General features: G+C 62.7%; 22 protein-coding genes and 2 pseudogenes. 8 read left to right on the forward strand and 16 right to left on the reverse strand.

Annotated elements, in window-relative coordinates; translation table 11 throughout:
- Positions 1–117 precede the first annotated feature (117 nt).
- Positions 118–1,392, forward strand: a complete 1,275-nt coding sequence (locus tag IAE36_RS00105; RefSeq protein WP_201209522.1) for a DUF2254 domain-containing protein — start codon at positions 118–120, stop codon at positions 1,390–1,392.
- Positions 1,393–1,418: 26 nt separating this feature from the next.
- On the opposite strand, the gene IAE36_RS00110 is transcribed toward IAE36_RS00105, so the two are convergent.
- From IAE36_RS00110 to IAE36_RS00120, 3 genes are all read right to left on the reverse strand, one after another.
- Positions 1,419–2,906 carry an aldehyde dehydrogenase family protein gene (locus IAE36_RS00110; RefSeq protein ID WP_201209523.1) on the reverse strand — a complete coding sequence of 496 codons (1,488 nt, stop codon included), beginning with the start codon at positions 2,904–2,906 and terminating at the stop codon, positions 1,419–1,421.
- A gap of 164 nt (positions 2,907–3,070) precedes the next feature.
- Positions 3,071–3,586: a nuclear transport factor 2 family protein gene (locus tag IAE36_RS00115; RefSeq protein WP_328822843.1), complete on the reverse strand. Its 516-nt coding sequence runs from the start codon at positions 3,584–3,586 to the stop codon at positions 3,071–3,073.
- Between the two features lie 23 nt (positions 3,587–3,609).
- Positions 3,610–4,734 carry an amidase gene (locus tag IAE36_RS00120; RefSeq protein WP_201209526.1) on the reverse strand — a complete coding sequence of 375 codons (1,125 nt, stop codon included), beginning with the start codon at positions 4,732–4,734 and terminating at the stop codon, positions 3,610–3,612.
- Between the two features lie 198 nt (positions 4,735–4,932).
- Here IAE36_RS00120 and IAE36_RS00125 point away from each other — a divergent pair, with 198 nt between their 5' ends.
- The gene (locus tag IAE36_RS00125; RefSeq protein ID WP_201209528.1) at positions 4,933–5,412 is read left to right on the forward strand and encodes a MarR family winged helix-turn-helix transcriptional regulator; all 480 of its coding nucleotides are present in this window, start codon (positions 4,933–4,935) and stop codon (positions 5,410–5,412) included.
- Between the two features lie 13 nt (positions 5,413–5,425).
- On the opposite strand, the gene IAE36_RS00130 is transcribed toward IAE36_RS00125, so the two are convergent.
- The 8 genes from IAE36_RS00130 to feaR all read right to left on the reverse strand — a co-directional run bounded on the left by IAE36_RS00130 (position 5,426) and on the right by feaR (position 12,335).
- Positions 5,426–5,923 carry a flavin reductase gene (locus IAE36_RS00130; RefSeq protein ID WP_201209530.1) on the reverse strand — a complete coding sequence of 166 codons (498 nt, stop codon included), beginning with the start codon at positions 5,921–5,923 and terminating at the stop codon, positions 5,426–5,428.
- A gap of 11 nt (positions 5,924–5,934) precedes the next feature.
- The gene (locus IAE36_RS00135; RefSeq protein WP_201209531.1) at positions 5,935–6,894 is read right to left on the reverse strand and encodes a PDR/VanB family oxidoreductase; all 960 of its coding nucleotides are present in this window, start codon (positions 6,892–6,894) and stop codon (positions 5,935–5,937) included.
- A gap of 47 nt (positions 6,895–6,941) precedes the next feature.
- Positions 6,942–7,694: an SDR family NAD(P)-dependent oxidoreductase gene (locus IAE36_RS00140; protein WP_201209532.1), complete on the reverse strand. Its 753-nt coding sequence runs from the start codon at positions 7,692–7,694 to the stop codon at positions 6,942–6,944.
- A 10-nt stretch (positions 7,695–7,704) separates the two neighbouring features.
- Positions 7,705–8,181, reverse strand: coding sequence for an aromatic-ring-hydroxylating dioxygenase subunit beta (locus IAE36_RS00145; RefSeq protein ID WP_201209759.1), 477 nt, complete (start codon positions 8,179–8,181; stop codon positions 7,705–7,707).
- Positions 8,181–9,464, reverse strand: coding sequence for an aromatic ring-hydroxylating oxygenase subunit alpha (locus IAE36_RS00150; RefSeq protein WP_201209533.1), 1,284 nt, complete (start codon positions 9,462–9,464; stop codon positions 8,181–8,183). The genes IAE36_RS00145 and IAE36_RS00150 overlap by 1 nt, the downstream gene beginning before the upstream one ends.
- A gap of 16 nt (positions 9,465–9,480) precedes the next feature.
- Positions 9,481–9,843 (reverse strand): IacB protein, encoded by a 363-nt coding sequence (locus IAE36_RS00155; RefSeq protein ID WP_201209534.1) that lies wholly within the window; start codon positions 9,841–9,843, stop codon positions 9,481–9,483.
- A gap of 18 nt (positions 9,844–9,861) precedes the next feature.
- The gene (gene iacA, locus IAE36_RS00160) at positions 9,862–11,031 is read right to left on the reverse strand and encodes an indole-3-acetate monooxygenase (RefSeq protein WP_201209535.1); all 1,170 of its coding nucleotides are present in this window, start codon (positions 11,029–11,031) and stop codon (positions 9,862–9,864) included.
- Between the two features lie 401 nt (positions 11,032–11,432).
- Positions 11,433–12,335: a transcriptional regulator FeaR gene (feaR, locus tag IAE36_RS00165; RefSeq protein ID WP_201209536.1), complete on the reverse strand. Its 903-nt coding sequence runs from the start codon at positions 12,333–12,335 to the stop codon at positions 11,433–11,435.
- Between the two features lie 601 nt (positions 12,336–12,936).
- Here feaR and IAE36_RS23940 point away from each other — a divergent pair.
- Positions 12,937–13,839: pseudogene (locus IAE36_RS23940) on the forward strand (HAMP domain-containing protein); the annotation flags it as partial.
- 342 nt (positions 13,840–14,181) lie between these two features.
- A pseudogene (locus IAE36_RS23945) lies at positions 14,182–14,697 on the forward strand (methyl-accepting chemotaxis protein); the annotation flags it as partial.
- A gap of 50 nt (positions 14,698–14,747) precedes the next feature.
- On the opposite strand, the gene catA reads toward IAE36_RS23945, so the two are convergent.
- From catA to IAE36_RS00185, 3 genes are read right to left on the reverse strand one after another with little or no spacing between them, the layout of a single operon-like run.
- Positions 14,748–15,683 (reverse strand): catechol 1,2-dioxygenase, encoded by a 936-nt coding sequence (catA, locus tag IAE36_RS00175; RefSeq protein ID WP_201209537.1) that lies wholly within the window; start codon positions 15,681–15,683, stop codon positions 14,748–14,750.
- A gap of 49 nt (positions 15,684–15,732) precedes the next feature.
- On the reverse strand, positions 15,733–16,023 hold the full coding sequence (gene catC / locus IAE36_RS00180) for a muconolactone Delta-isomerase (protein ID WP_201209538.1): 291 nt from the start codon (positions 16,021–16,023) through the stop codon (positions 15,733–15,735).
- A gap of 29 nt (positions 16,024–16,052) precedes the next feature.
- Positions 16,053–17,174: a muconate cycloisomerase family protein gene (locus IAE36_RS00185; protein WP_201209539.1), complete on the reverse strand. Its 1,122-nt coding sequence runs from the start codon at positions 17,172–17,174 to the stop codon at positions 16,053–16,055.
- 132 nt (positions 17,175–17,306) lie between these two features.
- Here IAE36_RS00185 and IAE36_RS00190 point away from each other — a divergent pair, with 132 nt between their 5' ends.
- Positions 17,307–18,182, forward strand: a complete 876-nt coding sequence (locus tag IAE36_RS00190) for a LysR family transcriptional regulator (RefSeq protein ID WP_201209540.1) — start codon at positions 17,307–17,309, stop codon at positions 18,180–18,182.
- Between the two features lie 25 nt (positions 18,183–18,207).
- On the opposite strand, the gene IAE36_RS00195 is transcribed toward IAE36_RS00190, so the two are convergent.
- Positions 18,208–19,419, reverse strand: a complete 1,212-nt coding sequence (locus IAE36_RS00195) for an MFS transporter (protein ID WP_201209541.1) — start codon at positions 19,417–19,419, stop codon at positions 18,208–18,210.
- A 306-nt stretch (positions 19,420–19,725) separates the two neighbouring features.
- Here IAE36_RS00195 and IAE36_RS00200 point away from each other — a divergent pair, with 306 nt between their 5' ends.
- The 3 genes from IAE36_RS00200 to IAE36_RS00210 are packed head-to-tail and all read left to right on the forward strand — an operon-like array spanning position 19,726 to position 22,638.
- Entirely contained in the window at positions 19,726–20,862 is a 1,137-nt protein-coding gene (locus tag IAE36_RS00200; RefSeq protein WP_201209543.1) for a tyramine oxidase subunit B, read from the forward strand.
- 32 nt (positions 20,863–20,894) lie between these two features.
- Positions 20,895–21,317, forward strand: coding sequence for a RidA family protein (locus IAE36_RS00205; RefSeq protein WP_201209544.1), 423 nt, complete (start codon positions 20,895–20,897; stop codon positions 21,315–21,317).
- 25 nt (positions 21,318–21,342) lie between these two features.
- On the forward strand, positions 21,343–22,638 hold the full coding sequence (locus IAE36_RS00210; protein WP_201209545.1) for an NAD(P)/FAD-dependent oxidoreductase: 1,296 nt from the start codon (positions 21,343–21,345) through the stop codon (positions 22,636–22,638).
- Here IAE36_RS00210 and IAE36_RS00215 read toward each other — a convergent pair.
- Positions 22,614–23,576: a helix-turn-helix domain-containing protein gene (locus IAE36_RS00215; protein WP_201209546.1), complete on the reverse strand. Its 963-nt coding sequence runs from the start codon at positions 23,574–23,576 to the stop codon at positions 22,614–22,616. The genes IAE36_RS00210 and IAE36_RS00215 overlap by 25 nt on opposite strands.
- Positions 23,577–23,713: the final 137 nt, after the last annotated feature.

Here is a 23,713-nt window from a genome sequence, read left to right on the forward strand (position 1 = left end):
GGAAGCGTTTCTCGAACTACGGTGATGAAACTATTGCGCCTTGATCCCACTCAATCGGCCAATACGGCGGCAGTTCTGTCGTCTCTCAATCGTTGATCACGAAACAAGAGCACCCCCATGATCGCTCGCTGGCGTTGGGCACTGGCACAAACCACAAAACGGCTATGGTTTCGCGCCACCCTGTTCTCCTTCATCGGTGTACTCACCGCCTTGCTGGCGATAGCCTTCCGCGACTTCGTACCGCCCTCGCTGCCGGCCAAGGTTGGTGCGGATTCGGTGGACAAGATCCTCGGCATCATCGCCTCCAGCATGCTGGCAGTGACCACGTTCTCCCTCAGCACCATGGTGTCGGCCTATGGCGCCGCCAGCAGCGGCGTGACCCCGCGGGCCACCAGCCTGGTGATGGAAGACTCCACAACCCAGAATGCGTTGGCCACATTCATCGGCTCGTTCCTGTTCAGCCTGGTGGGCATCATTGCCTTGAGCACTGGTGCCTATGGCGCGCAGGGCCGGGTGGTGCTGTTTGCGGTCACCCTCGTGATGGTGATTCTGATCGTGTACACGCTGCTGCGCTGGATCGATCACCTGTCCAAGCTCGGTCGGGTCGGTGAAACCATCGACCGTGTGGAGGTCGCCACCATCACGGCGCTGGAAAACCGGGCGCGCTGGCCGTATCTGGGCGGCGAAGCCTACCCCCGCGATTGTGCCCTGCCCGCCCATGCCAGCACCCTCGTGAGTACTGGCACCGGCTACGTCCAGCATGTGGATGTGAATGCCCTGGCGCTGGCGGCCAAGCAGCATGGTGTGGCCATTTACCTGGAAGTGCTGCCAGGCAGTTTCCTGCACCTGGGTGCTGTGGTTGCGCACATCGTGGGCAAAGGGAGCCAGGAGGTCAGCGCTGAGTTACAAACTGTGGTACTGGCCGCGCTCACCATCGGCTTGCGCCGCACTTATGAGCAAGACCCACGCTTCGGGCTGTCCGTGCTGGCAGAGATTGCATCGCGCGCGTTGTCACCCGCCACCAACGACTCAGGCACCGTGATAGACGTGATAGGCCGGGGGGTGCGCTGTTTCACCCAGTGGGCTCAACAGGCGCCCGAGCAGGAAGCCGAACACCACTGCAGGGATGTATACGTGCGTGCGCTGAGTGTGGATGACATGTTCGATGACTTTTTCACGCTGATCGCGCGCGACGGTGCGGGCCTGCTTGAAATCGATATCCGCTTTATCAAGGCTCTCGCCAGCTTGGCGGCTATTGACGCAGACAAGTTTGGGCAGGCCTGCGCCATGCATGCCGCCCTGCTGGTCAAGCGCGCTGAACGCGCGCTACCGCTGGAGGAAGACAGAGCGCGGCTGCAGGCGCTGGCAAAGGCTGCCTTTACAGCCCTGTAACGAGCCTCGCTCGCCCTGGCGAAGCTTCAGAAGCGCATCATCACCGACTTCAACTCGGTGTAGTCATCAATGAACGCGCTACCGAACTCGCGGCCAATCCCCGAGCCCTTGACCCCGCCAAAGGGCACCGACGGGTCGAGGAAGGTGTGCATGTTCACCCAAACTGTGCCCGCCTCGATACGTGGAATCAGCCGCATGGCTTTGGCCAGGTCATTGGTCCACACGCTGGCCCCCAGGCCGAACGGCGAGTCGTTCATCATGCGCACCAGGTCGTCTTCATCGTCGAACGGCAGCACGGTGACGATGGGCCCGAAGGTTTCCTCGTGAAGGAATGGGTCCTGTGCATCCGTGGCCCTGAGCAACGTTGGCTCCACGAAATAACCCGGGCCGGGCAGCGGTTTACCCCCACACAGCACCTGGCCACGGGCATTGGCCTGGGCGAAAAAGCCGACGATCTTGTCGTGGTGCGCTTTATTGGCCAATGGGCCGAACTGGGCAGACTCGTCCAGCGCACCGCCCACCTTCATCGCCCCCAGGCGTTGGGCCAGCTCGGCACAAATGGCGTCTACCTTGCTGCTATGGATATACAGGCGCTCCGGCGCCGCACACACCTGGCCCTGATGTACATAAGCGGTTTGCAGAATCCCTTCGACGGCCTGGTCCACGTCTACATCGGCCAGGAACGCAGCCGGGTTTTTGCCGCCCAGCTCCAGGGTTACACGGGTGAGGTTCGCACTCAGTGCAGCCTTGCCCACCGCAACACCGGTGGGCACCGAGCCGGTGAACGAAACCTTGGCCACCCCCGGGTGGCCGATCAGCTGCTGACCAATGCGCCCGCTGCCGTTGACAATGTTAAGTGCCCCCGGCGGCACCCCGGCCTCCAGGGCCAATTGCGCCACGCGCAACAGCGACAGCGGCGTAAATTCACTGGGTTTGAGCACGATGGTGCAGCCACAGGTCAATGCCGAAGCAATCTTCCAGATGCCGATCATCAGCGAGAAGTTCCAAGGTGTGATCCCGGCCACGACCCCCACCGCTTCGCGGCGAGTGAACGCGGCATACTGCTCACCCTGCATGGACGGCAGCGACGGGGTCATGGTCTGGCCATGGATCTTGGTCGCCCACCCGGCAAAATAGCGCAGAAACACCACGCTTTGCGGCACCTCCAAGTGCCGGGTCAGGTGGATCGACTTGCCAGAGCTCAGCGACTCCAGCTGGGCAAGCTCTTCACCATTGGCTTCGATCAGGTCGGCCAGGCGGTTCAGGGCCACGCCACGCAGGTAAGGCGTGGTGCTGCCCCAGCTGTTGACAAAGGCGCCGTGGGCCGCCTGCACGGCATGCTCCACCAAGGCCGGGCTGGCCTGCGCGACCTGGGTGAGCACCTCGCCGGTTGAAGGGTTGAACACATCGAAGCGCTCGGCACCCGCTTCGCTGATCGCCTGGCCCTCGACAAAGCTGCCAGGCTGGCTGTCAATGAAGCGTTGAACACTAGGCAGCAGGGCAATGTCGCTCATGCCATTACTCCTCGGATAACGGTTTTTGCCACGGGCATCTCAACTCTCCTCTTGCCATTGCGATGAAGGACGCTGCCGCCCACTGGGCCGAGTCTGGCCCATCGGCCCAGCGCCTTCTGGTTCCGCCCTGCCACATTTTGGGTCGTGCCTGCCAAAGGCGCCCCTTAGTTGTGCCCAGGTACAGGCAGTGGCGCGTCGTCGTTCCAGGCCGAAACCGGGCGGCTGAACAGGTTGCAGGTCTGGAAGTGCGCCATACGCCACTGCCCTTCCTCGAACGCGAAACGCACGGTCAGGCGTGCCGCGTTCAGGTGCGACGTGCCGTCATTGAAGGTGCTGGTTTGCAGCATCACCCAACTGCCCTGCCCGTGGTCACCCGTGGCCTCGATGACCTCGCTGGTCAGAAAATGCACGTTCAAGGCGAAGTGGGCTGGGGTTTTCATGTAGCCGGCAAATAGGCTGCGGATCGCCTCGCGGCCTTGATAGCCGCCAAAGCTGGCAGCGTAACGGGCGCCTTTGCCCTCCCAAACCGCCTCCCGGGTAAACAGCCCGACAAGTTCCTCCAGCGGAGTGTGGGCATCCAGCGTGTCGCACAGTGCCATGTAGCGGTTGATGCAAACCCGAATGGCCTGCTGGCTTTCGAAGCCGCGCAGGCGTTCGAGCAAAACAGAAGTTTCTGTCACTGTGGTGGTTCCTCTTCCTGCGATCATGGCGCCGAAACGGCATTCAGGTTTAGCAGCAGGCGCTCGGCCACCGCCAGTAGCTTGGCATCCGCACCCTTGGCGCCCACCAGTTGCAGGCCCACGGGCAGCCCGCATTCGCTGCCCAGAGGGATGGACAAGGCCGGGTGCCCCGAGAGGTTGAAGGGGCGAACCAGCGAGGTCATGCCCAGCACGGCGCGAGTGTCAGCAGCCTCTTCGAGCCTTAGCGGGAAGTCCGGCATGGTGGGCAACGCCAGCACATCGAAACATTTCAGCGCCTGATCGACTTCGTCGCTGAAGCTAACCCGTACCCGTTCGGCTTCCGCCAGTGCCTGATCGGTAGTGTGCCCCGCCGCTGCCAGGCGGCCCGCGATGTCTGCACCCACCTGCTCGGTTTGCAGCAGGTGCGCACATGCGGTGAACGTCTCCCGGTTGATCACCACCATGCCGGCTTCGTATGCCGCCCCCAGGTGCTTGAATTCCACATTGCCCAACTGCAGACCGCTGGCCGTCAACGCGCTATGCACGACTTTCTGGATGCCTACTTCGGCCGTGACCCGCAACACCCCGACCTTGGCCTGCAGCGGCACCTGTGCCGCCACAAAGCTAGGGTCGATCATGGCCATTGCCTGCACCAGCATCGGCAACGAGGCTGCGAACGGCCCCACGCAGTCCAGGGTGGAATGCGCAGGCATCACACCCTGCCGGCTCACCCGCCCGAACGTGGGTTTGAAGCCGAACACACCGCAACAGCAAGCCGGGATACGCACCGAACCACCGGTGTCGGTACCGAGGCTGAAGTCCGCAAGCCCTGCCGCCACCGCGGCCGCCGAGCCGCTGGACGAGCCCCCGGGGATACGCCCTGGAAAACGCGGGTTGCGGGCGGTACCAACGTAGTGGTTGATGCCTGTGGTGCCGAACGCCAGCTCGTGCAGGGCGGTCTTGCCGGTCAACCGGGCGCCGGCTGCCAGCAGATGCCTCACCACCTCGGCATGCTGCTCGGCCAACGGCGCCTGTTCCAGGGCCTTGCTTGAGGCCCGCGTGGCCGTACCGGCCACATCAATGGTGTCCTTCACCACCACACGCGGGCCGCTCCCTCCCAGCGCCAGGGATTCAACAATGATCGTCATGCCATCACCTTCTTGTTGTGACCGGCCCGAACACCTTCAGGCCGGTGTTGTTTGTGTACGTGAATTATCAGTTGAATGTTCCCGCAATGACCTGCGTCAGCACAGCGTGGGTCATGGCCCTGGCATGATGGGTTTCGGTGTTCAAATGCGTTGAACCCGCTATGATGACGCCACTATTTCCGCACCTGTAGTGAACCGATGAGCCATTCGAAAACTGCAAACCACAGCCACCACGACCCCGCCAGCGATGAGTTTCGCAAGGAAGACTTCCCTTTCTACTGGCTAGCCCGTGTACACGGCCGTTACACCCAGAACATGGAGCGCCTGCTGAAGAAGGTCGACCTGGACGTGCCACGCTGGCGTGTGCTGTGGATCCTCAACGAAAATGGCGAATCGAGCATTTCCGAGATTTCCACCCACGCCATCGCCAAGCTTTCGACCATTACCAAGATCGTCTACCGCATGAAGGAAGACGGCCTGGTCGACACTGCGCCCAGCCCCGAAGACGGCCGTGTCACCCAGGTACGCATCACCGAGGTGGGGCTGCAGAACATCGAACGCATGCAAGACGTGACCCGCGACTTGTTCCAGCGCAGCTTCAAAGGCCTGACCGAAGCTCAGGTGCAACGGCTGAACCGCATGCTGGAAGTGGTCTTCCACAACCTCGAAACCTTCTGAGCGCTCGGCGCCATCAGCACGCCTTCGACGCCTCGCAAACCCGGTGGTAGGCCCGGTTGAAGTACACCAGGCCATCATCGGCTCCCCCATGGCGGATGCTCTGGATCTCGCAGTAAAAGATGCTGTGCGAGCCCACCTCGTGCACCTGGGCAATACGGCAATCGAAGTTCACGAGCGCCTCCTGCATCACGGGTGCGCCGCTTTCCAGCACGGTCCAGGGCGTGCTCGCGAAGCGTTGCTCCATGTTCAGGTTGCGGTCGGCGAACGCACCGGACAGCGCCTGATGGGTGCCAGCCAGCACATTCACGCACAGCGCGCCATTGGCCTTGAACTGCTCGTTGGAATACGACGACCTGTTCATGCATACCAGCAGCGTGGGTGGTGAGTCGGTGACGCTGCACACGGCCGAGGCGGTGAACCCGAATCGCCCGGCAGGGCCATCCGTGGTGATGACCGAGACGGCACCGCCAAGCAGGGCCATTGCGTTGCGAAATTGGGTTATGTCTACCATGGTGGGTCTCCTCAGATGTCCAGCACCAGCTTGTTGGTCTTGGCCCGCGAGCAACACACCAGGATCTGGTCGTTGGCAGCCTTTTCTTCATCGGTCAGGTACACGTCGCGGTGGTCAGGAACACCCTCGAGCACCTCGCACATGCAGGTGCCGCACACACCCTGTTCGCAGGAGATGTCGATCTTGATGCCCACCTGGGCCAGGGCATCGAGAATGGTCTGCCCTTCGGCCACCTGCACCGCCTTGTTGCTGCGTGCGGCAAACACCTCGAAGCCGCCGCCACTGGCATCCACCTCCACCTGGAAGTACTCCTTGTGGATATGCGCCTCGTCATAGCCCTGCTGGCGGGCACCGGCGATCACCCAATCCATGAAGCCCGACGGGCCACAGGTGTACAGGTGCGTGCCTGCGCTGGCATCGCCCAACACCGTTGGCAGGTTCAGCCGCTGGGCCTGGGCCTCGTCATCAAAGTGAGTCACCACACAAGCCGCGAAAGGTGCGCGGGCCAGTTCGCCGAGGAAGGCGCTGCGGCTGCGCGAGCGGCCACAGTAGTGCAGCTCGAACGCTGCGCCCTGGCGATGCAGGGCATGGGCCATGGCAATCATCGGTGTAATGCCGATACCGCCGCCCAGCAGAATCGTGCGCTTGGCATCCCGGACCAGCGGAAACAGGTTGCGCGGGGTGCTGATCTGTACCTCGCGGCCCTCATGCAGGGCGTCGTGAATCTGCACAGAGCCACCGCGGGACGCCGGGTCCTTCAGCACACCCAAGCGGTACACGGATGCCTCGCCAGGGTCGCTGCACAGCGAGTACTGGCGTACCAGGCCCGGCGCCACATGGATATCCACGTGAGCACCTGCCTCGAAGGCGGGTAGTGAGGCGCCATCGGCACGCTCCAGGTCGAGCACGACCACGTCGGCCCCTTGGATCTCGCGCTTGCGCACTACAACGTTCAACAGTTCTTCATTCATGGCAGTTACCTCGAATTACCGGAGGAGCGCCGGGCGCTCCGACGCTTTCAACGCATGAACAGGCCGCCGTTCACATCCAAGGTCGCCCCGGTGGTGAAGTAGGCTTCGGGGCGCGCCAGTTGCACGATCAGGTCGCCGATGAAGTCGGCATCGCCCAGCCGCTGCACCGGGATGTTCGCCAGCAGGCCGGGCAGGCGTTCGCCAGGCACGGCAGCGTGCACTGCCGGCGAGTCGATCGGCCCGGGGGCAATGGCGTTGACCGTGACGCCGCTTGCAGCGAACTCCTTGGCGAAGACCTTGGTCAGGGTCACGATGGCACCTTTGCTTGCCGCGTAATGTGCCCCGGTAGCCGTGCCGCCGTTCTGCCCCGCCAGCGACGCCATGTTGATGATCCGCCCGTAACCTGCGGCGGCCATGTGCGCGCCCAGTACCTGGCAGCCGAGAAACACGCTGCGCAGGTTCAGGCCCACTACCGCATCGAACTCTTCCGGGCTGATTTGCATCAGCGGTGTGGTGCGGGTGACCGCCGCGTTGTTGACCACCACCTGCAACGCCCCGAAGTGCTCCAGGGTCTGGGCCAGGGCGTGGTGGAAATCCGATTTGCTGGCCACATCCAGTTTTATCGCCAGGGCGCGGCCGGCCTGCGCCACACACTGCTCCTGCAGTTGCTGCGCAGCAGCGCGGGCCTGGTCCAGGTCGCGGTCGGTCACCACCACGTCGAAACCTGCAGCCATCAACCGGGTGCAGAAGCGCAGGCCAAGCCCTTGGCCGGCCCCGGTTACCAATGCAACGTGTTTCATGGCCGGCTCCTCAGAGGATGTAGCCGATACCCGCGAGGGTGTCGTCACTGTTGATCAGGCTGATCACCTTGCGGTGGATCTTGAAGCCGCCTTCGGTCCGCACCAGGGTGTAGGTCAGGTCAGCGGTGTAATGCTTGAGGCTTTCCTTGCGGAACTCGCGGATGTTCTGGGCGCAACGCACCGTCACGTTCATGCCATCATCGGCCAACACGCGAAAGCGTGAAATGGCACGCACGGTGCGAGGTTGCGGGCTGGTGGAAATGGACTCGCCACCAATCAGCCGCTGCACCCGCAGGCCACGCATGTGGTGGTCGTCGTAGGCATAGTTGAGGGTGTTTTCGTGGTCGGTTTCCTTGGGGTCGATGGGGATGATGTAAGTGCCCTTCTCGGTCCACAAATTCAACCAGGTGTCGTATTCGCCATGGTCGAGCATGTCGCCTTCCTGCCAGATGAAGGCCGTCACTTCCGTGAGCAGGTTGAGGTTCATCATTTGGCCTCCACGGTCATCATTTTTTTCCACTGCTGGTAGGCCGCGCGCATACCGGTTTCGGCACTCACGTCCGAGATCAGGCCATCGGCGGTAGGTGTTTCGCCGGGCAGCCCGCGGTTCAGCATGATCCACAGGTTCTCACCGGCATTCGCGCCCTTCTGTACCCGTTCCCAGGCCTCGGAGTCGTCCGGCGTTCCAAAGCCCATGGGGCCCTGGAAGTGTTCGTGCAGCCGCAGGCGATAGCGGTTGGCCGCGGCCGGCCCGCCATCCATGGTGATCACCGAGTGATGGATTTCGGTTTCTGTGACCGAGATCGGCTGCAGCACGCGGAAAAACGCCATGGAGCAGGCGACGTTCGGGAACAGGTTAAGGTTGAACCCCGACCCGCCCACCGCACGTACGATGCGGCGCACCTGCTGTTCTTCGATGCCCTCGTCCCGCAGTTCGGCCGCCAGCGCTTCGAACCGTTCCGGGATGGGCTTGTCAAGGTTGGCTTCCAGGTCGACCAGTTCGGGGATCATCACCATCACGCTGTGGCCGTTGCCGAGGTCTTCCACATAGCCAGGCCCCTTGACGAAGTCGAAGAGCTCCAGGGTCTGCTCGTCGACCGACGACAGGAAACTCTTGTGCACCAGCGGGAAGTGATAAGCGTCGGTGGTGTTTTCCAGCTGGATCTTCCAGTTGCCCGGGAAGCGGAAGCGGTGCTCGCCCGGCACCTTGATGCCGTAGCCAGCACCTTGCTTCATGAACAGGTCCATCCATTTTTTCGCTGCGCCAAGGAAGTCTTCTAAAGGCTCCAGGTCGTGCTTGAAGGTAGCGAAGACCATGCCGGCGTAGCTTTCGGTGCGCAGGCTCACCAGCGGCAGTTCAGCCTTGTCGATGCAGTCGCCGTAGCTTTCGGGGTGCGGAATGCCCCGCAGCGAGCCGTCCAGTGCGTAGCCCCAGCCGTGGTAGGGGCAGACGAAGCTGTTGGTCTTGCCCTTCTTGTGCTCGCACACGGTGGCCCCCCGGTGGCGGCAGCGGTTGAGCAGCACGTTGATGCCTTTCTTGCGGTCGCGCACCACGATGACCGGCTGCTTGCCGATGTAGGTGGTCTTGTAGCTGCCGGCTTCCGGTATTTCGCTTTCATGGGCGACCCAGATCCAGGTGCTATGGAAAATACGCTCCAGTTCAGCGTCGAACAGCGCCGGGTCGGTGTACAGCGAGGTGTGAACGCGGTCGGCTTGCACCAGCTCGGCCGGGTCGACCGTCAGGTTGATGGCGGGTATCAGGTTGCTCACGGGGTAGTCCTCTTGTTCAGGCACGCTGGATGATCAGTTCGCGGCCAACGCGGGCCTCGACCTTGGCGTAGCGCCACAGCTTGTACGGCCCCTCACCCACGGCTGTGGTGCGGAACAGGTTGCAGGCGGCGTGCACGGTTTCGATGTCTGGCACGTCGGCCAGCAGGTAGGTGGTCCAGGGGAAGCCGTCGGACGGGCCGACCATGCCCTGGTCGTCATCCATGTTGCCCAGCACCTTTACCCCGGCCAGGTCGTGAATACCGTTCCACATGGCACTGAACGCTGCCCACACCTGCAATTGTTCCTCACGCGGGGCACTGAAGAAGTTCTGGTTGATGCCCATGCAGAACAGCACACGCAACGCTTTCTTATCGGTCATGACAAAGGTCTCTGGTGGTTACAGGTAGCCCGGCAGGGGCTGCTTGCCGAAGAACATGGCGCCGGCGTTCTGGTAGGTGACGTCGCCCATGAATGCATGCTGGGTGACCACTTGGGCATCGTTCACGCAGCGCGCCAGGGGGCTGTCGTTGTAGATCCCAGTCATGCCCGAGAGCATTTGCGCGCTGCGCGCCACTTCGGCTGCCACACGGGTGGCATGGGTGGCCGACAGGCGCAGCAGGTTGGTGGCCTCCACAGGCACCGGGTCGCCAGCCAGCACATGGGCCCAGGCCTGCTCAATGGAGTCGTAGAAGAATGCACGTGCCGAACGCAGCGCTGCCTCGGCCTTGGCCACATCGACCTGCGCCAGGGGGCGGTCAGCCAGTGCCGGCGCGCCGGTGACAGAAATACGCCCGCTGGCCATACCGGACAGCTCATCGAGGGCGGCACGTGCCACGCCCAGCCCGACCACCGACAACACCTGGGTGGCCAGCGACAGCGAGGGGTAACGGAACAGCGGCTCGTCGAGGTTGGAAGGGCCGCCGCGCACGAACGTCCATTCCTCCCCTACCACCACGTCCTCAACCACCACGTCATGGCTACCGGTGCCCAGCAAGCCGACGGTATCCCAGGTGTGCTCGATGCGTGCCTGCTGGCTGGGCATGACGGCAAGGCGCGGCAAGTCGAGCTTGTCACCATTGCGGGGGGCAATGCCCACGCCGATGATGTCGGCGCCCAGTGAGCCGCTTGAGTACTTCCAGCGGCCATTTACCCTGAAACCGCCGGGCACGATCTCGGCAGGTTGCGGCGGGAAGATACCGCCTGCAAACACCGTGTCCGGGCTGCGCTGGTAGATCTCGGCGATGGTCTGCAGCGGCAGCGCCGCCAGGTAGACCGGGCTCATGCCAAAGCTCGCCACCCAGCCCGCAGAGCCATCGGCATGGGAAATGCGCTCGATCATTTCGCAGAACTGCGTCGGGGAGCATTCCAGCCCGCCGAACCGGGCTGGCACCAAGGCCCGGTAGACACCGTGCGCCTTGAACGCATCGATCACATCGCGGGAGATGTGGCGTTGCCGATCAAATTCGCCCAGACGGGCCCGATCACGCACACCTTCGAGCAATGCATCGAAGGCGGCTCCAGAAGTCAGCGCCGACACGGGCGCGGCACGCAGGCAAAGCGAATCCATGGACTTTCTCCGTCTCAGATACGGTGTAAAACCAACAGGCGGTGAGTAGCGTGAATGGACGGGTGCTCCCTGGGGGAACACCTGCCACGGCGTGCGGGGAAGGTGTGATCGGGCGGCATGGTCTGTCTCTCTTGTTGTGTTTGCCGATAGACAGAATTTGGGATTATTTACGTGAATTGTCAATTGAATATTCACGTTATATTTTGGGATTTTTTGGTGGCGTTCCTGGGAGGCGCTGCCACGCGTGGTACAGGTCTTTGAATTGGCGAGGGTTTTTAGAGTGAATATAGGCTGGGGGGGGGGTGGAGCTGGGACCGAGCGCCATTGCGGTGCATCGCGAGCTGCGCTCGCTCCTACGGGGCGAGGCGCATATGTCACAGATACTGGCGGTCAGCCCTACTTCAAGAGCAACCGGCGTTGCGGTAACTGCGTGGGGTAATTCCCAGTAGTTTCTTGAACGTCTTGGAAAAGTGCGCCGAATCGGCAAAACCCCAGCGGGTGCCAATGTCAGTGATCGAGCGATGGCCGTAAGCGGGGTTACGCAGATCCTGGGCAGCCTTGAGCAGGCGTTCGCGCAGGATGTAACGGCAGACGCTCTCACCACTGCCCTCGAACAGGCGGTACAACTGGCGGCTGGAAATACCCAGCTCGCGCGCCAGGGCCACAGGCGTCAGACGCTGGGAGTCCAGGCGTTGCTGAATCAAGGTCTGTACTTCATGCAGATGCAGGCCTGGCGAGATGTCCCGGGCGGGGTACTCAAGCACCGAGCCCAGCAACCCCACCAGCGCAGCCTGCAGCCCGTCACCATCCTGGGCGCATACCCACTGTTGCAAATCGCCCTCTGCCACCTGGCGCACCAGCGTGGCCAGTAACTGCCCACATGCGCCAGCGGTGGACAGCTTGCCGTAACGGCTCTGGTCTAGGTTGCTCAAACGCTCCCGGGGCAAGTGGATGGATACATGGGAAAACAGCCCCCGTGGCGTCATTTTCAACGCCTGGGCTGAATCCAGCAGCGCCATGTCGCCCTCACGCAACTCCACTACCCGGTCGCCCAGTTCGATGGCCATCTCCCCGTGGTGCTGTAACACAAGGAAACAGTGGGGATTGGTGTCGCGCCCCGCCTCACGCCCGGAACGGGCAATGGTATTGGCGTTGCTGCGGATATGGGCCACTTGCAGGGTACCCAGCTGCGAGGGGCGGAAATCACCGATGAAAAGGCTCTGGCAGTGGTCGTAGCGGGTTTCGAAGCGCCCACACACCGCGTTCACACGCTCGTTCCAGACAGACATTGCATGACCATTCATGAATCACCTCCACCGGGAACATGCGCCATGTTAGTGCACTATTCACGTGATTTTGGGTAACAAAAATACAACTTTCAGAAGCTCAAGCACAGAGCGCGCCACATTGCTTACCTGCGCCCCATCCTGTGTTTTCACCCTGGCTCGGCCCAGTACCCACACCTTTGTCTACGCTTGCCAGGCACTTGTGCCCACCTGCCAAACCGCTGCGGGCCAATAGGGTTCTTCACGCAGGGTCGGTACCCTGCACTGCCCAGCCAACCTGTAAAAAATAATAAGGAACACGCTTGTGAGCATTCAGAACAAGATCACGTTGTTGGCCAGCGCATGCCTGGTGGCGATCGTCGCGCTGCTCGCCACGTTGTCATTGGCGCAACGACGCGGCGATGCGCAAACCTTGGTTGACACCTCCACTGCCCTGCTCCGCGACGCGGCCAGGGACAACCTGCATGCCGAAGGCCAGGCTCAGGCGCTGCAGCTACAGCAGCAGTTTGGCCAGAGCCATGAGTTTGTGCAGGGTGTCGCCCGCCAGGTGCTGCACCTGCGCGCCCAGGCGGGTAAGGACGAAGCGTCTGCCCGGGCGCTGCGCCAGTCGCTGACCCAAGTGCTGCGTGATGCCATCGGGGCACGCAGCGACGTACTCGGCCTGTTCGTCCTGTTCAATCCCAATGCCCTGGATGGTCACGATGCTGCGTTCACCAATCAGCCGGCCTTGGGCAGTAACGATACCGGGCGCTTCAACCTGTACTGGATCCAGCCGCAACCCGGGCAGTTGCAGGCGGTACCCGCCAACGAATCGCTGTTGGCCGACGACCGGCCAGGCCCTGCGGGTGCGCCCTACAACGCCTTCTTCACCTGCTCGCGGGACAGCGGCCGGCCCTGCGTGCTGGAGCCTTACCTGGACGACTCCAGCGGCACTTCTCACCTCGTGACCAGTGTGACCGTGCCACTGCTGGTGGACGGCGAATTCATCGGTGTCGCAGGGGTTGATATCGACCTGCAAGCCCTGCAAGCCAACGCCGTAAAGACCAGTGCAGCGCTGTACGAGGGTAACGCCTCGTTGACCGTGGCAAGCGCAGCCGGGGTGATAGCCGCCGATACCGCGCAACCGGTACGCCTGGGTACAGTGCCAGGCCAGCCCGCCGGTGATGACGATAGCCAATTGACGGTGACCGTGCCGATGCAACCGATTGCCGACGCCAAGCCATGGACCATTCAGGTAAAGGTACCGCGTCAGGTGCTTGACGCGCCGATCAACGATATGCGGCAGCAGGTACAGGCGCAGCAGGTGCGCAGCCTGGGTACAGAGGTGGCCCTGGGGCTGCTGCTGGCGGTAGCGGGGATTGTCATGATGGCCTGGGCTGCCCGCAGCGTAACCCGGCCCATCCAGCGTGTGGCCGTGCTGCTGGATGAAATTGCCGATGGTGACGGCGACCTCACCCGGCGCCTGAGCTACCAGCGGCCTGATGAATTGGGGCGGTTGAGCGCTGCATTCGATCGTTTCCTGGACCGCCTGCAACCTGTAATTGCCCAAGTGCAGCACGCCGTGCACGAAACCCAGGGCTCCGCCGACCAGTCCCAACGCATTGCCATCTGCACCAGCCAGGGCATGCAGCAGCAGGTGGCAGAGATCGAGCAGATGGCCACCGCCCTGCACGAAATGTCTGCCACCGCGCAGACGTCCGCGCACAGCGCCGCCCAGGCCGCCGACGCGGCGCGCAATGCCGAAAGCGCAACCAGCGAAGGTGTGCAGGTGATCGAGCGCTCCACCCAGGGTATCCGCGAATTGGCCGAGGGCATGAACGATGCGATGCAGCGGCTGCAGGCGTTGTCTAGCAGCAGCGAGCAGATTGGTTCGGTGCTGGATGTGATTCTGGCCATCGCCCGGCAAACCAACCTGCTGGCCCTCAACGCCGCGATCGAAGCGGCGCGTGCCGGCGACGCCGGCCGGGGTTTTGCGGTGGTCGCCGACGAGGTACGTGGGCTGGCCCAGCGCACTCAGGCATCCGTGGAAGAGATTGGCCTGGTCATCCACAACCTGCGGGAAGGCACCCGGGATGTGACCGCGGCCATGCAACACAGCAATGGCCAGGCGCACCAGAACGTGACGCAAACCCAACAGGCACTCGCCGCTCTGGAGGACATTCGCCAAGCGGTGGGCGTCATCACCGACATGAACGTGCAGATCGCCTGCGCGGCTGAGGAACAGAGCAGTGTTGCCGAAGAGATCAACCGCAACGTGGAAGCAGTACGCGGGGTGGTGACGACGCTGTCCGGCCAAGCCGAGCAATCATCGGCCATCAGCCAGCAGCTCAATGAATTGGCAGGGCGCCAACAGGGGTTGATCCAGCGTTTCAAGGTGTAAGCCACACATACTGCAGCCGGCGCCCGGATCACAGGCGCTGGCTGAACAGGTCAACCCTCTTGAAGCGCTCGTGGCCGGTGGCTACGCACCTGCGCATCGGCTGCCTGGGCCGCTTGCAGATGGAAATCGAAGGCCAATTCCGCAAAGCGCTCATCCGCCACGCCCCGGTCGCGTGCCACCGCTGCATCCTCGACGAAGCGCAGTTCGCCGATCAGCCCATCACGGGTCGCATAGGCGAAGTCGTCCCACAGGTAACGATCACCTGCGAAATTGATCTGCGTGGTCAGGTGCCGATGCCCGGGTGCAGAAATGAAGAAGTGCACGTGCGCAGGCCGCTGGCCATGCCGGCCGAGCAGGTTCAGGCATTCCTGGGTGGGGCCTTTGGGGTCGCAGCCATAACCGGACGGCACAATGGAGCGGGCGCGGTAGCGGCCCTGGGCATCGGTGATGATGCGGCGGCGCAGGTTGTAATCGGACTGGCTGGAATCGAAGTAGGAGTACGTGCCTTGGGTATTAGCGTGCCACAGGTCCACCGTGGCGCCGGCCAGGGGGGCGCCGGCAGCATCGAATACCTGCCCTTGTATGAACATCACCACGCCCGGATCGGTGCCGTCATCCATGCGCGCTTCGCCCTGGGACAACGGCGCACCGGCCACATACAGCGGGCCTTCAATGGTACGCGGGGTGCCGCCAGCGAGCCCGGCCCGTTCATCTTTGGCGTCCTGCAGCAGGTCGAGAAAATGCTCTATGCCCAACCCAGCCGCCAGCAGGCCGGCCTCGTTGCGCGCCCCCAGGCGGTTCAGGTAATCGACGGCATGCCAAAACTCGTCTTCGGTGATTTCGAGGTCTTCGATGAGCCGCGCGGTGTCTTGTAGCAGGCGCAGCATGATCTGCTTGAAGCGCGGGTTGCCGCCGGCTTGGCCAAGGCCGGCGACCTCTTCGAAGAAGGCGTTGATCTGGGCAGTGTTGGAAATGGTCACGGTCATGCGGGTTTCCTCGAATTATTGTTGTCAGGGAATGCGATACGGCACAGGCTCAGCGGTCATCGGCGTGGATCGACGACGGGTGGCGGCATAGCCCGTCCACTTCGATGTCCATGTAAGGAAAAAGCGGTAGCTGCATCAGCGTGTCGTGCAGCGCCTCAATGCTTGGCAGGTCGAACACGCTGTAATTGGCGTAATGCCCGGCAATGCGCCACAGATGGCGCCAGCTGCCTTCGCGCTGCAGGCGCTGGGCGAGCTCTTTCTCGTCGGCCTTCAGCTGCGCGGCTTTGGCCGGGTGCATGTCCGGTGGCAACTTCACGGTCATCTTCACGTGGAACAGCATGGTGGTTCTCCTTGCTCTGGATAACGGAATCAGCGGCGGGCAAAGCGCGCCAAGCGCGATTCGTCCAAGGTCAGGCCCAGCCCTGGCGTGCGCGGGATGTGCAACGCGAAGTCCCGGTATTGCGGTGGCTCGTTGACGATTTCCTCGGTCAGCAGCAACGGCCCGAACAGCTCGGTGCTCCAGGTGAGCTGGCGCAAGGTGATAAAGGCATGGGCCGAGGCCAGGGTGCCGATCGACCCCTCCAGCATGGTCCCGCCATACAGGGCAATGCCGGCGGCTTGGGCGATCTGCGCGGTTCGCAGCACAGCCCGCGGCCCGCCGTTCTTGGCAATCTTCAAGGCGAACACACTGGCAGCGCCGTCGGCTGCCAGGCTAAAAGCGTCTTCGACACTTTCGATGGACTCATCGGCCATGATCGGGGCCGGGCTACGTTGGTTCAGGCGCACCTGGCCACTGCGGTTGATACGTGAAATGGGCTGTTCGATCAGGTCGATGCCGTTATCGGCCAATACCTTGCAGGCATGGATCGCCTGGGATTCGTTCCAGTACTGGTTCACATCCACGCGTACACTGGCCCGCTCGCCCAAGGCGCGTTTGATGGCAACCACATGGGCGAGGTCCTGCTGCAGCGGGTTGGCACCGATCTTCAGCTTGAAAATGCGGTGGCGGCGTATTTCCAGCATGTGCTCAGCTTCCTGCACATCCTGGGCGGTATTCCCGCTGGCCAGGGTCCAGGCCACCTCAAGGCTGTCACGCACGCGGCCACCCAGCAGCTCACTCACCGGCAGGCCCAGGCGCTTGCCCTGGGCATCGAGCAAGGCGCTCTCGATACCCGACTTGGCGAACGTATTGCCCTTGGCCAGCGTATCGAGCCTGAGCATGGCGGCATTGATGTTGTCAGCAGCCATGCCCACCAGTGCCGGGGCAAGGTGGGCGTCGATATTGGCCTTGATGCCCTCTGGGCTTTCGTACCCATAGGCCAGACCGCCGATGGTGGTGGCCTCGCCAATACCTTCCACGCCATCGCTGCAGATCAGGCGGATGACCACCAGTGTCTGCTGTTGCATGGTATGCATGGCCAGCTTGTGCGGGCGGATGGTCGGCAGGTCGACGATCAATGCGTCGATACGCTCAATCAGGGCATGAATCATTTTAGGGGTCCTGTCTGGCCGGGTTGCAGGGCAGCAGCTCTGCTGTGGATTTACTTGATAAATCAAGCATTGCGCGAGAAGCTGACGACCGTCCAATATCAAATGAATCTCCAACCATACCCTGGAGGTATGATGGAACTGCGCCACTTTCGTTACTTCAAGGTGCTGGCCGAAACCCTCAATTTCACCCGCGCCGCCGAGTTGCTGCACATCGCTCAACCGCCGCTCAGCCGGCAGATCAGCCAGCTTGAGGAGCACTTGGGCGCCGTGCTGGTGCTGCGCGAACGCCCTTTGCGCCTGACCGATGCTGGTCGGTTTTTCTACGAACAGGCCTGTACCGTTCTGCAGCAGCTCGACAGCATCCGCGACGACACGCGCCGCATTGGACACGGGCAGCGCCAGTGGCTGGGAATTGGCTTCGCACCCAGCACCCTGTACACCGTACTGCCAGAACTGATCCGCGAACTGCGTAACGACACCGAGCTGCAACTGGGCCTCAACGAAATGACCACATTGCAGCAGGTGGAAGCGTTGAAGAGCGGGCGTATCGACATTGCCTTCGGCCGGATCCGCATCGACGACCCCGCCATTGATCAACGCGTGCTTCGCGAAGACCCGCTGGTGGCGGTATTGCCCAAGGGCCACGGCCTGGCGGGTAGCCTGCTCAGCCTTCAACAGCTGGCGAAGGAAGCGTTCATCCTGTACCCGGCCAACCCCAGGCCCAGTTATGCCGACCACATCCTGGCCCTGTTCGCCCACCACGGCCTCAGCATAAAGGTGAGCCAATGGGCCAACGAATTGCAGACCGCCATTGGCCTGGTTGCAGTTGGCATGGGTGTGACGCTGGTGCCACAGTCGGTGCAACAGCAGCACCGCAGCGACATCGAATACGCCAGGCTTGAGGACACCAGCGCGGTCAGCCCCATCATCCTCAGCCGCCGAGTGAACGACCAAAGCCCGCTCATGCAGCGTTGCCTGCAGCTGATCGCCGATATCAATCAGCGATGATCGGCACAGTTGCACGTTCCGATCCTTACAGCTTGGGCAGCGCTACACCTTCGTCCAGGCCGCTGCTTCTGCCGGTCTTCTGTGAGCGCAGTACCGCCGCGCCATAAATGGCCAGCACGCCAATAGAGCAACTGCCCGAGAACACCAGTACAGCGGTGTATCCATACGCTTCGATCAGCAGGCCGCCGAGTGCAGGCCCTACTGCCGCGCCTACCGAAAGGCACAGTGCACCCAACGCCACCAGCCGGCCAGACAGGTCGAATTCGGCCATCACCCCGAAGGTATAGGCCAGCACGAAGCTGATGGAGAACAAGAAGCACATCACTCCGACCACGTACGTGGTCAGCGAAGAAAACTGCCCCAGCAGCACTAGGCCTGCCACCTCGGCGGCAATGATCACCGCTACCGGCAGAAAACGACCGGCTTTCAAGCCTATGGATGAGGCGATGAAACCGCCGCCAGCATTGATGATGAACCCCACTGCCAGCACCGAGCCGATGGTATCCGACGACAAACCGGCTTTTTTGCCCATCAGCTCCAGAAATGCCCAAACCGACATGATGCCGGTCAGAAACACCAGGCTGGCGAGCAGGCTGAGCCACACAATGGCCCGGCTTTCACGGCACACCACAGGCGCGCTGCCTGGCTGCCCGCCCAGACGGCGTGCGGTGCGGCTTGGCACCCAGGGCAGTGGCGCCACGCCCATCAGCACCAGGCTGATGGCCAGCGCGATCAGCATACCCTGGAACCCCCACTGCGGTAACACCGCGACCGGCAACAGCATGAGCAGCAGCGCACCGGGCACAGTTTCCATGCCCAGTTTGAACCCGAATGCCCGCTCCGGTTGTGCGCTGTCGCCAAAGATGGTCATGGCCAAAGCGTACAAGCCGCCGGTACCGGCACCGGCCAGCGCCATCAGCAGCAGCAGCGTGTCGTAGGCCGGCGCACGCAGCATGGCGGCCAGCGCCACCACCACCAGGAATGACGACAGCATGGAAATGACCCGCCAGCTCAGGCGCTGGATCCACAGCAAGGAGGCCAGGCCGAGCAGGCCAAAACCCAGGTTCATAGCCATGGCCAGGTTGCCCAGTTGCTGCTCGCCATAGCCGAACTGCTCGGCAAGTGCCCCGAACAGTACCGGCAGCACATTAAGCAGCAATGCCCCGCCAGCGGAAACCAGGCCCGCGCAGATGTATACAGAAGTCTTGTCAATCGGATTGGATATTGTTGTTTTCATGGGCTGATCCTGGATTGAGTTGCTGACATTCAGCGGTGTGGCGCGACGTCCCTGTCGCCAGTGGTGCCTTGTCACTTACACAGTGTGCAGCGCGCTGAGGGCCACCGACATGTACCCCGTCGCCGGGGTTTTGGTCATGGCTGCCAGCCAGCCGCTGCCCGTTACTGGGCTTGCACAAACAAAGCCACGCGCTCGTCGTTTCTGAACAATTCGGGATAGTTGTAGGCCGCGGGACGTTTCTAACATCGGCGTGGTCGGCATCAGCATTGGCTGTTGCCCTCACTTTTCCCGCATTAGAGATCAGCCATGACTACAACAAGAATCGACTTTCTCTACCTGTCAGAGCAGGACATGATCCGTGCTGGCGTGACTGACATGTTGGCCTGCGTGAATACCATGGAAAAGATGTTCGCGCTGCTGCACCACGGCGACTACCGGATGGCCGGGCCCAACAGCGACTCCCACGGCGCGATGATCACCTTCCCCAAGGACTCGCCCTTCCCCACCATGCCCAAGCCCACCGCTGACCGACGGATGATGGCGATGCCGGCTTACCTGGGCGGTGACTTCTGCACCGCAGGCGTCAAGTGGTACGGCTCCAACATTGCCAACCGCGAAAAAGGCCTGCCCCGCTCCATTCTCATGTTCACCCTCAGCGACGCCGACACTGGCGCACCGCTGGCGCACATGTCGGCCAACCTGCTTTCGGCGTACCGCACCGGTGCCATCCCAGGTGTGGGTGCGCGCCACCTGGCACGCAAGGATTCGCGGGTGATTGGCCTGCTGGGGCCTGGCGTGATGGGCAAAACCACCGTGGCCGCGTTCATGGCCGTGTGTGAGCAGGTCGATACTCTCAAGCTCAAGGGCCGGGGCCAGAAGAGCCTGGATGACTTCATTACCTGGGTGCATGCCACCTACCCGCAGATCACTCATGTCGAAGTGGTTGACAGCATTGAAGACGTTGTACGCGGCGCAGACCTGGTGACCTACTGTACGTCCGGTGAAACCGGCGACCCGTCCAGCTACCCACTGGTCAAGCGCGAGTGGGTCAAGCCCGGCGCCTTCCTGGCCATGCCGGCAGGCTGCAGCATCGACGCAGGCATGGAGCTGCCGGACGTGCGCAAAGTCGTCGACAACACCGGCCTGTACGAGGCGTGGTTTGAAGAGCTGCCCAAACCCGCGCACAACCACGTACCCCTGGTGGGCGTGCGCTTCATGGACATGATCGCTGAAGGCAGCTTGCCTGCCGACCAGCTGGAAGACATCGGCAAGATCGTCTCAGGCGTGGCGCCAGGCCGCCGCGACGACCAGGAAATCATCATCATGTCGGTGGGCGGCATGCCCGTGGAAGACGTGGCTTGGGGCACGGTGGTGTACCGCCAGGCGCTGGAGCGAGGTGTGGGCGTCGCACTGAACCTGTGGGAAAGCCCGGCGTTGAGCTGACCCTCCATCTATTCAACCACGAGGCCTTTATCATGTTGCACATCACCAAACTGAAGACAGGATCCAAGTACGAAACCCTGGGCAGCTATTCGCGCCTGGTCGCGGTGGGCGACTGGATCTTCGTGTCCAACACTGCTGGGCGCAACCCGGCCACCGGCGAGATCCCCGGCGACCTCGAAGCGCAGACGCGTCAGGTGTTCGCCAATATCGAAGCGGCGCTGGCCGCCGTGGATGCCAGCCTGGCCGATGTGGTCTGCTCGCGGGTCTTCATTCAGAACCCGGAGGACGTCGGCAGCGTGATGACCATTGTCGGCGAGGTGTTCCGCGGCATCGACCCGGCCAGCACCGTGACTTGCCCGCCGCTTGGGGCGATGGTGTACCGCGTCGAACTGGAGGTCACCGCTTACCGTGGCGCCTCCCGCGCCACCACACACCTTGTCAGCCTGCAGGGCTGAGCCTGCACCAGGAGGAGAGCACGTCATGTCCCCTGTGATCGCGCCAGTGCGGTGTGCAAGCACACCCCCGGTCGCAACAACCGTGGTCATCATCGGCGGTGGCATTGTCGGCCTGACCGCCGCATTGACCCTTGCCGAACGCAACATCCCGGTCGTGGTGCTGGAAAAAGGCCGGATCGCCGGCGAGCAGTCTTCGCGAAACCTGGGCTGGATACGCAAGAGCAGCCGCCACCGCGAGGACCTGCCGCTGGCCCTGGCCGCCGACCAGCTGTGGGCGCATATGCCGGCCCGAGTCGGACGAGACGTGGGCTATCGGCAAGCAGGCATTCTGTTTGCAGCCCGCGAACCCGCGCAAATGGCCATGCACGAAGCCTGGCTCGAATCGGTAAAAGGGCTGCCGCTGGGCTCACGCCTGTTGAGCAATACCGAGATAGCCCGCCGTGTTCCCGGCGGGCGCGCAACCTGGGCGGGCGGCCTCTTCACCGAAAGCGATGGGCGTGCCGAGCCTACCCTGGCCAGCAGCGCCATTGCCAGCGCCGCCATCGCCCACGGCGCGGTGATCGTGGAGCAATGCGCCGTACGCAGCTTCAGCACCGCTGCCGGGCGCATCGACGGCGTGGTGACCGAACACGGCGAGGTGCGCTGCGACCAGGTGCTGCTGACAGGCGGGTTATGGTCGCGGCGTTTGCTGGGCAACCATGGCATCGCCCTGCCAACCTTGCCGCTCAACTGCTCCGTGCTGCGCACCGCGCCCATGGCCGGGCCGACCGAAATCGCGGTGGGCGGCCCGGACTTCTCATTCCGCAAGCATATCGACGGCGGGTTCATCATTACCCAGCGTGGAGCACTGGACGCGCCGCTAACCCTGGACCATGCCTTGCTGGGCCCGCAGTACATGCCGCAGTTCCGCGCCCAGCGTGGCCTGCTCAGGGTGTCGTTCGGCAAGCCATTTTTCAAGGACCTTGCACTCGGACGGCGTTGGTCGCCCGGTTCAGTGACGCCGTTCGAGCGGGTTCGCACCCAGGACCCTGCAGCTAATCCGGCGCTCAACCAGGAGGCCCTGCGCAACTTGCGAGCCGCCTGGCCGGTGTTCGAACAGGCGCGCATCGAGCAGGCCTGGGCGGGCACCATCGACGTCACCCCAGACTCGCTGCCGGTTATCGGCCACATCCGCCAGTTGCCCGGTCTGGTGCTGGCAAGCGGTTTTTCTGGCCACGGTTTCGGTACCTCGCCAGCGGCCGGGCAACTGGCGGCGGACCTGGTGGAAGGTAGCACCCCGCTTGTTGACCCGACGCCTTATCGCCTGGAGCGTTTTTCCTGAGCGGCGCTGCCCTGGCGAGGGGTTTGCGAGGGCAATTCCCCGAACAGCGCACGGTAAGACCCCGCGAAGTGACCAAGGTGGGTGAAACCGAGGTCGCCCGCCACCCGGGCAACCGTGCATTGCTCGGCGGCGGTGCACTGCAGACGCTGGCGCACTGCATTGAGCCGCACCACCCGCAAATACTCGACCGGGCGCAGGCCGGTAACCCCTAGAAAACTGCGCTGCAAGGTGCTTCGGCTTACATCCAGCCGTTCGCATATCTGCAACACCGACAATGGCTCGTCGAAACACTCCAGGGCCATCAGGTGGGCCTGGCGCACCAGATAGGCGCTGACCGCCATGTTGACCGTGCGCCCTGCCCCTGTTGGGTTCACCTGCTGCAGCAGTAGCAGCATGCACTCGAGCAACAGGTCCTCCAGCTGCGCTTCCACAAGCGCTTCGCCCTGTAGCACGGCACCCACCAGCCCCTCGAACTGAAGGCGGATGGCTGCCAGAAACGCCGGGCTCACATTCAGCCGGGTGGCTCTGTTCAGTTGGCGCAGCTCCTGTGCACTGAATTCACGCTCGGCCACTTGCGCCAGGCGCAGGGCGTCCACGCTGATGGCCAGCAGGTCCATACCCTCTGAGCCTTGGACAAAAAACTCCTGGCCACTGTGAAGAACCGTGACATCCGCGCTACCTACCGTGTTGCCCTGGAAGACCCCAGCACGGCCACGACCTGCGGGAATTGCCAGGCAGAACCGGTCAGCCGGCGCGGCCCCATGTTGCACTACGCGTTTGTCCAAGCGTTCACGGAAAATCTGGAACCGATCTGCAGTGAGGTGCTCAAGCTCGGTGTGCGCACTGCCGGCGCTGGTCTGATCGTAGGTTTGCTGCCAGCCCGCAATAGCGCTGGCATGTGTGTTGACGTCTGTGAAGTGCTGTCGCTGGGCGTGCATGGCTTGACCGTTACTATTGAGTACCGATGGCATAACCCAAGCAAGGAGCGGGCCAGTACCTACGCACTATGCGGCTGCGCCTGGGCTCACCTGCTACGGCCAAAATAAACAAACTCAAGACGTTCCTTTCACTTAAT

Origin of the sequence: Pseudomonas sp. S36, from assembly GCF_016647875.1 — a bacterium.
Classification (GTDB): Bacteria; Pseudomonadota; Gammaproteobacteria; order Pseudomonadales; family Pseudomonadaceae; genus Aquipseudomonas; species Aquipseudomonas parafulva.

What these genes read in the sequence shown, in the direction of transcription:
- IAE36_RS00105 (WP_201209522.1), top strand. Translation starts at nt 118, where the DNA reads ATGATCGCTCGCTGGCGTTGGGCACTGGCACAAACCACAAAACGGCTA.
- IAE36_RS00110 (WP_201209523.1), bottom strand. Translation starts at nt 2,906, where the DNA reads ATGAGCGACATTGCCCTGCTGCCTAGTGTTCAACGCTTCATTGACAGC.
- IAE36_RS00120 (WP_201209526.1), bottom strand. Translation starts at nt 4,734, where the DNA reads ATGACGATCATTGTTGAATCCCTGGCGCTGGGAGGGAGCGGCCCGCGT.
- IAE36_RS00125 (WP_201209528.1), top strand. Translation starts at nt 4,933, where the DNA reads ATGAGCCATTCGAAAACTGCAAACCACAGCCACCACGACCCCGCCAGC.
- IAE36_RS00130 (WP_201209530.1), bottom strand. Translation starts at nt 5,923, where the DNA reads ATGGTAGACATAACCCAATTTCGCAACGCAATGGCCCTGCTTGGCGGT.
- IAE36_RS00135 (WP_201209531.1), bottom strand. Translation starts at nt 6,894, where the DNA reads ATGAATGAAGAACTGTTGAACGTTGTAGTGCGCAAGCGCGAGATCCAA.
- IAE36_RS00140 (WP_201209532.1), bottom strand. Translation starts at nt 7,694, where the DNA reads ATGAAACACGTTGCATTGGTAACCGGGGCCGGCCAAGGGCTTGGCCTG.
- IAE36_RS00145 (WP_201209759.1), bottom strand. Translation starts at nt 8,181, where the DNA reads ATGAACCTCAACCTGCTCACGGAAGTGACGGCCTTCATCTGGCAGGAA.
- IAE36_RS00155 (WP_201209534.1), bottom strand. Translation starts at nt 9,843, where the DNA reads ATGACCGATAAGAAAGCGTTGCGTGTGCTGTTCTGCATGGGCATCAAC.
- iacA (WP_201209535.1), bottom strand. Translation starts at nt 11,031, where the DNA reads ATGGATTCGCTTTGCCTGCGTGCCGCGCCCGTGTCGGCGCTGACTTCT.
- feaR (WP_201209536.1), bottom strand. Translation starts at nt 12,335, where the DNA reads ATGAATGGTCATGCAATGTCTGTCTGGAACGAGCGTGTGAACGCGGTG.
- catA (WP_201209537.1), bottom strand. Translation starts at nt 15,683, where the DNA reads ATGACCGTGACCATTTCCAACACTGCCCAGATCAACGCCTTCTTCGAA.
- catC (WP_201209538.1), bottom strand. Translation starts at nt 16,023, where the DNA reads ATGCTGTTCCACGTGAAGATGACCGTGAAGTTGCCACCGGACATGCAC.
- IAE36_RS00185 (WP_201209539.1), bottom strand. Translation starts at nt 17,174, where the DNA reads ATGATTCATGCCCTGATTGAGCGTATCGACGCATTGATCGTCGACCTG.
- IAE36_RS00190 (WP_201209540.1), top strand. Translation starts at nt 17,307, where the DNA reads ATGGAACTGCGCCACTTTCGTTACTTCAAGGTGCTGGCCGAAACCCTC.
- IAE36_RS00195 (WP_201209541.1), bottom strand. Translation starts at nt 19,419, where the DNA reads ATGAAAACAACAATATCCAATCCGATTGACAAGACTTCTGTATACATC.
- IAE36_RS00200 (WP_201209543.1), top strand. Translation starts at nt 19,726, where the DNA reads ATGACTACAACAAGAATCGACTTTCTCTACCTGTCAGAGCAGGACATG.
- IAE36_RS00205 (WP_201209544.1), top strand. Translation starts at nt 20,895, where the DNA reads ATGTTGCACATCACCAAACTGAAGACAGGATCCAAGTACGAAACCCTG.
- IAE36_RS00210 (WP_201209545.1), top strand. Translation starts at nt 21,343, where the DNA reads ATGTCCCCTGTGATCGCGCCAGTGCGGTGTGCAAGCACACCCCCGGTC.
- IAE36_RS00215 (WP_201209546.1), bottom strand. Translation starts at nt 23,576, where the DNA reads ATGCACGCCCAGCGACAGCACTTCACAGACGTCAACACACATGCCAGC.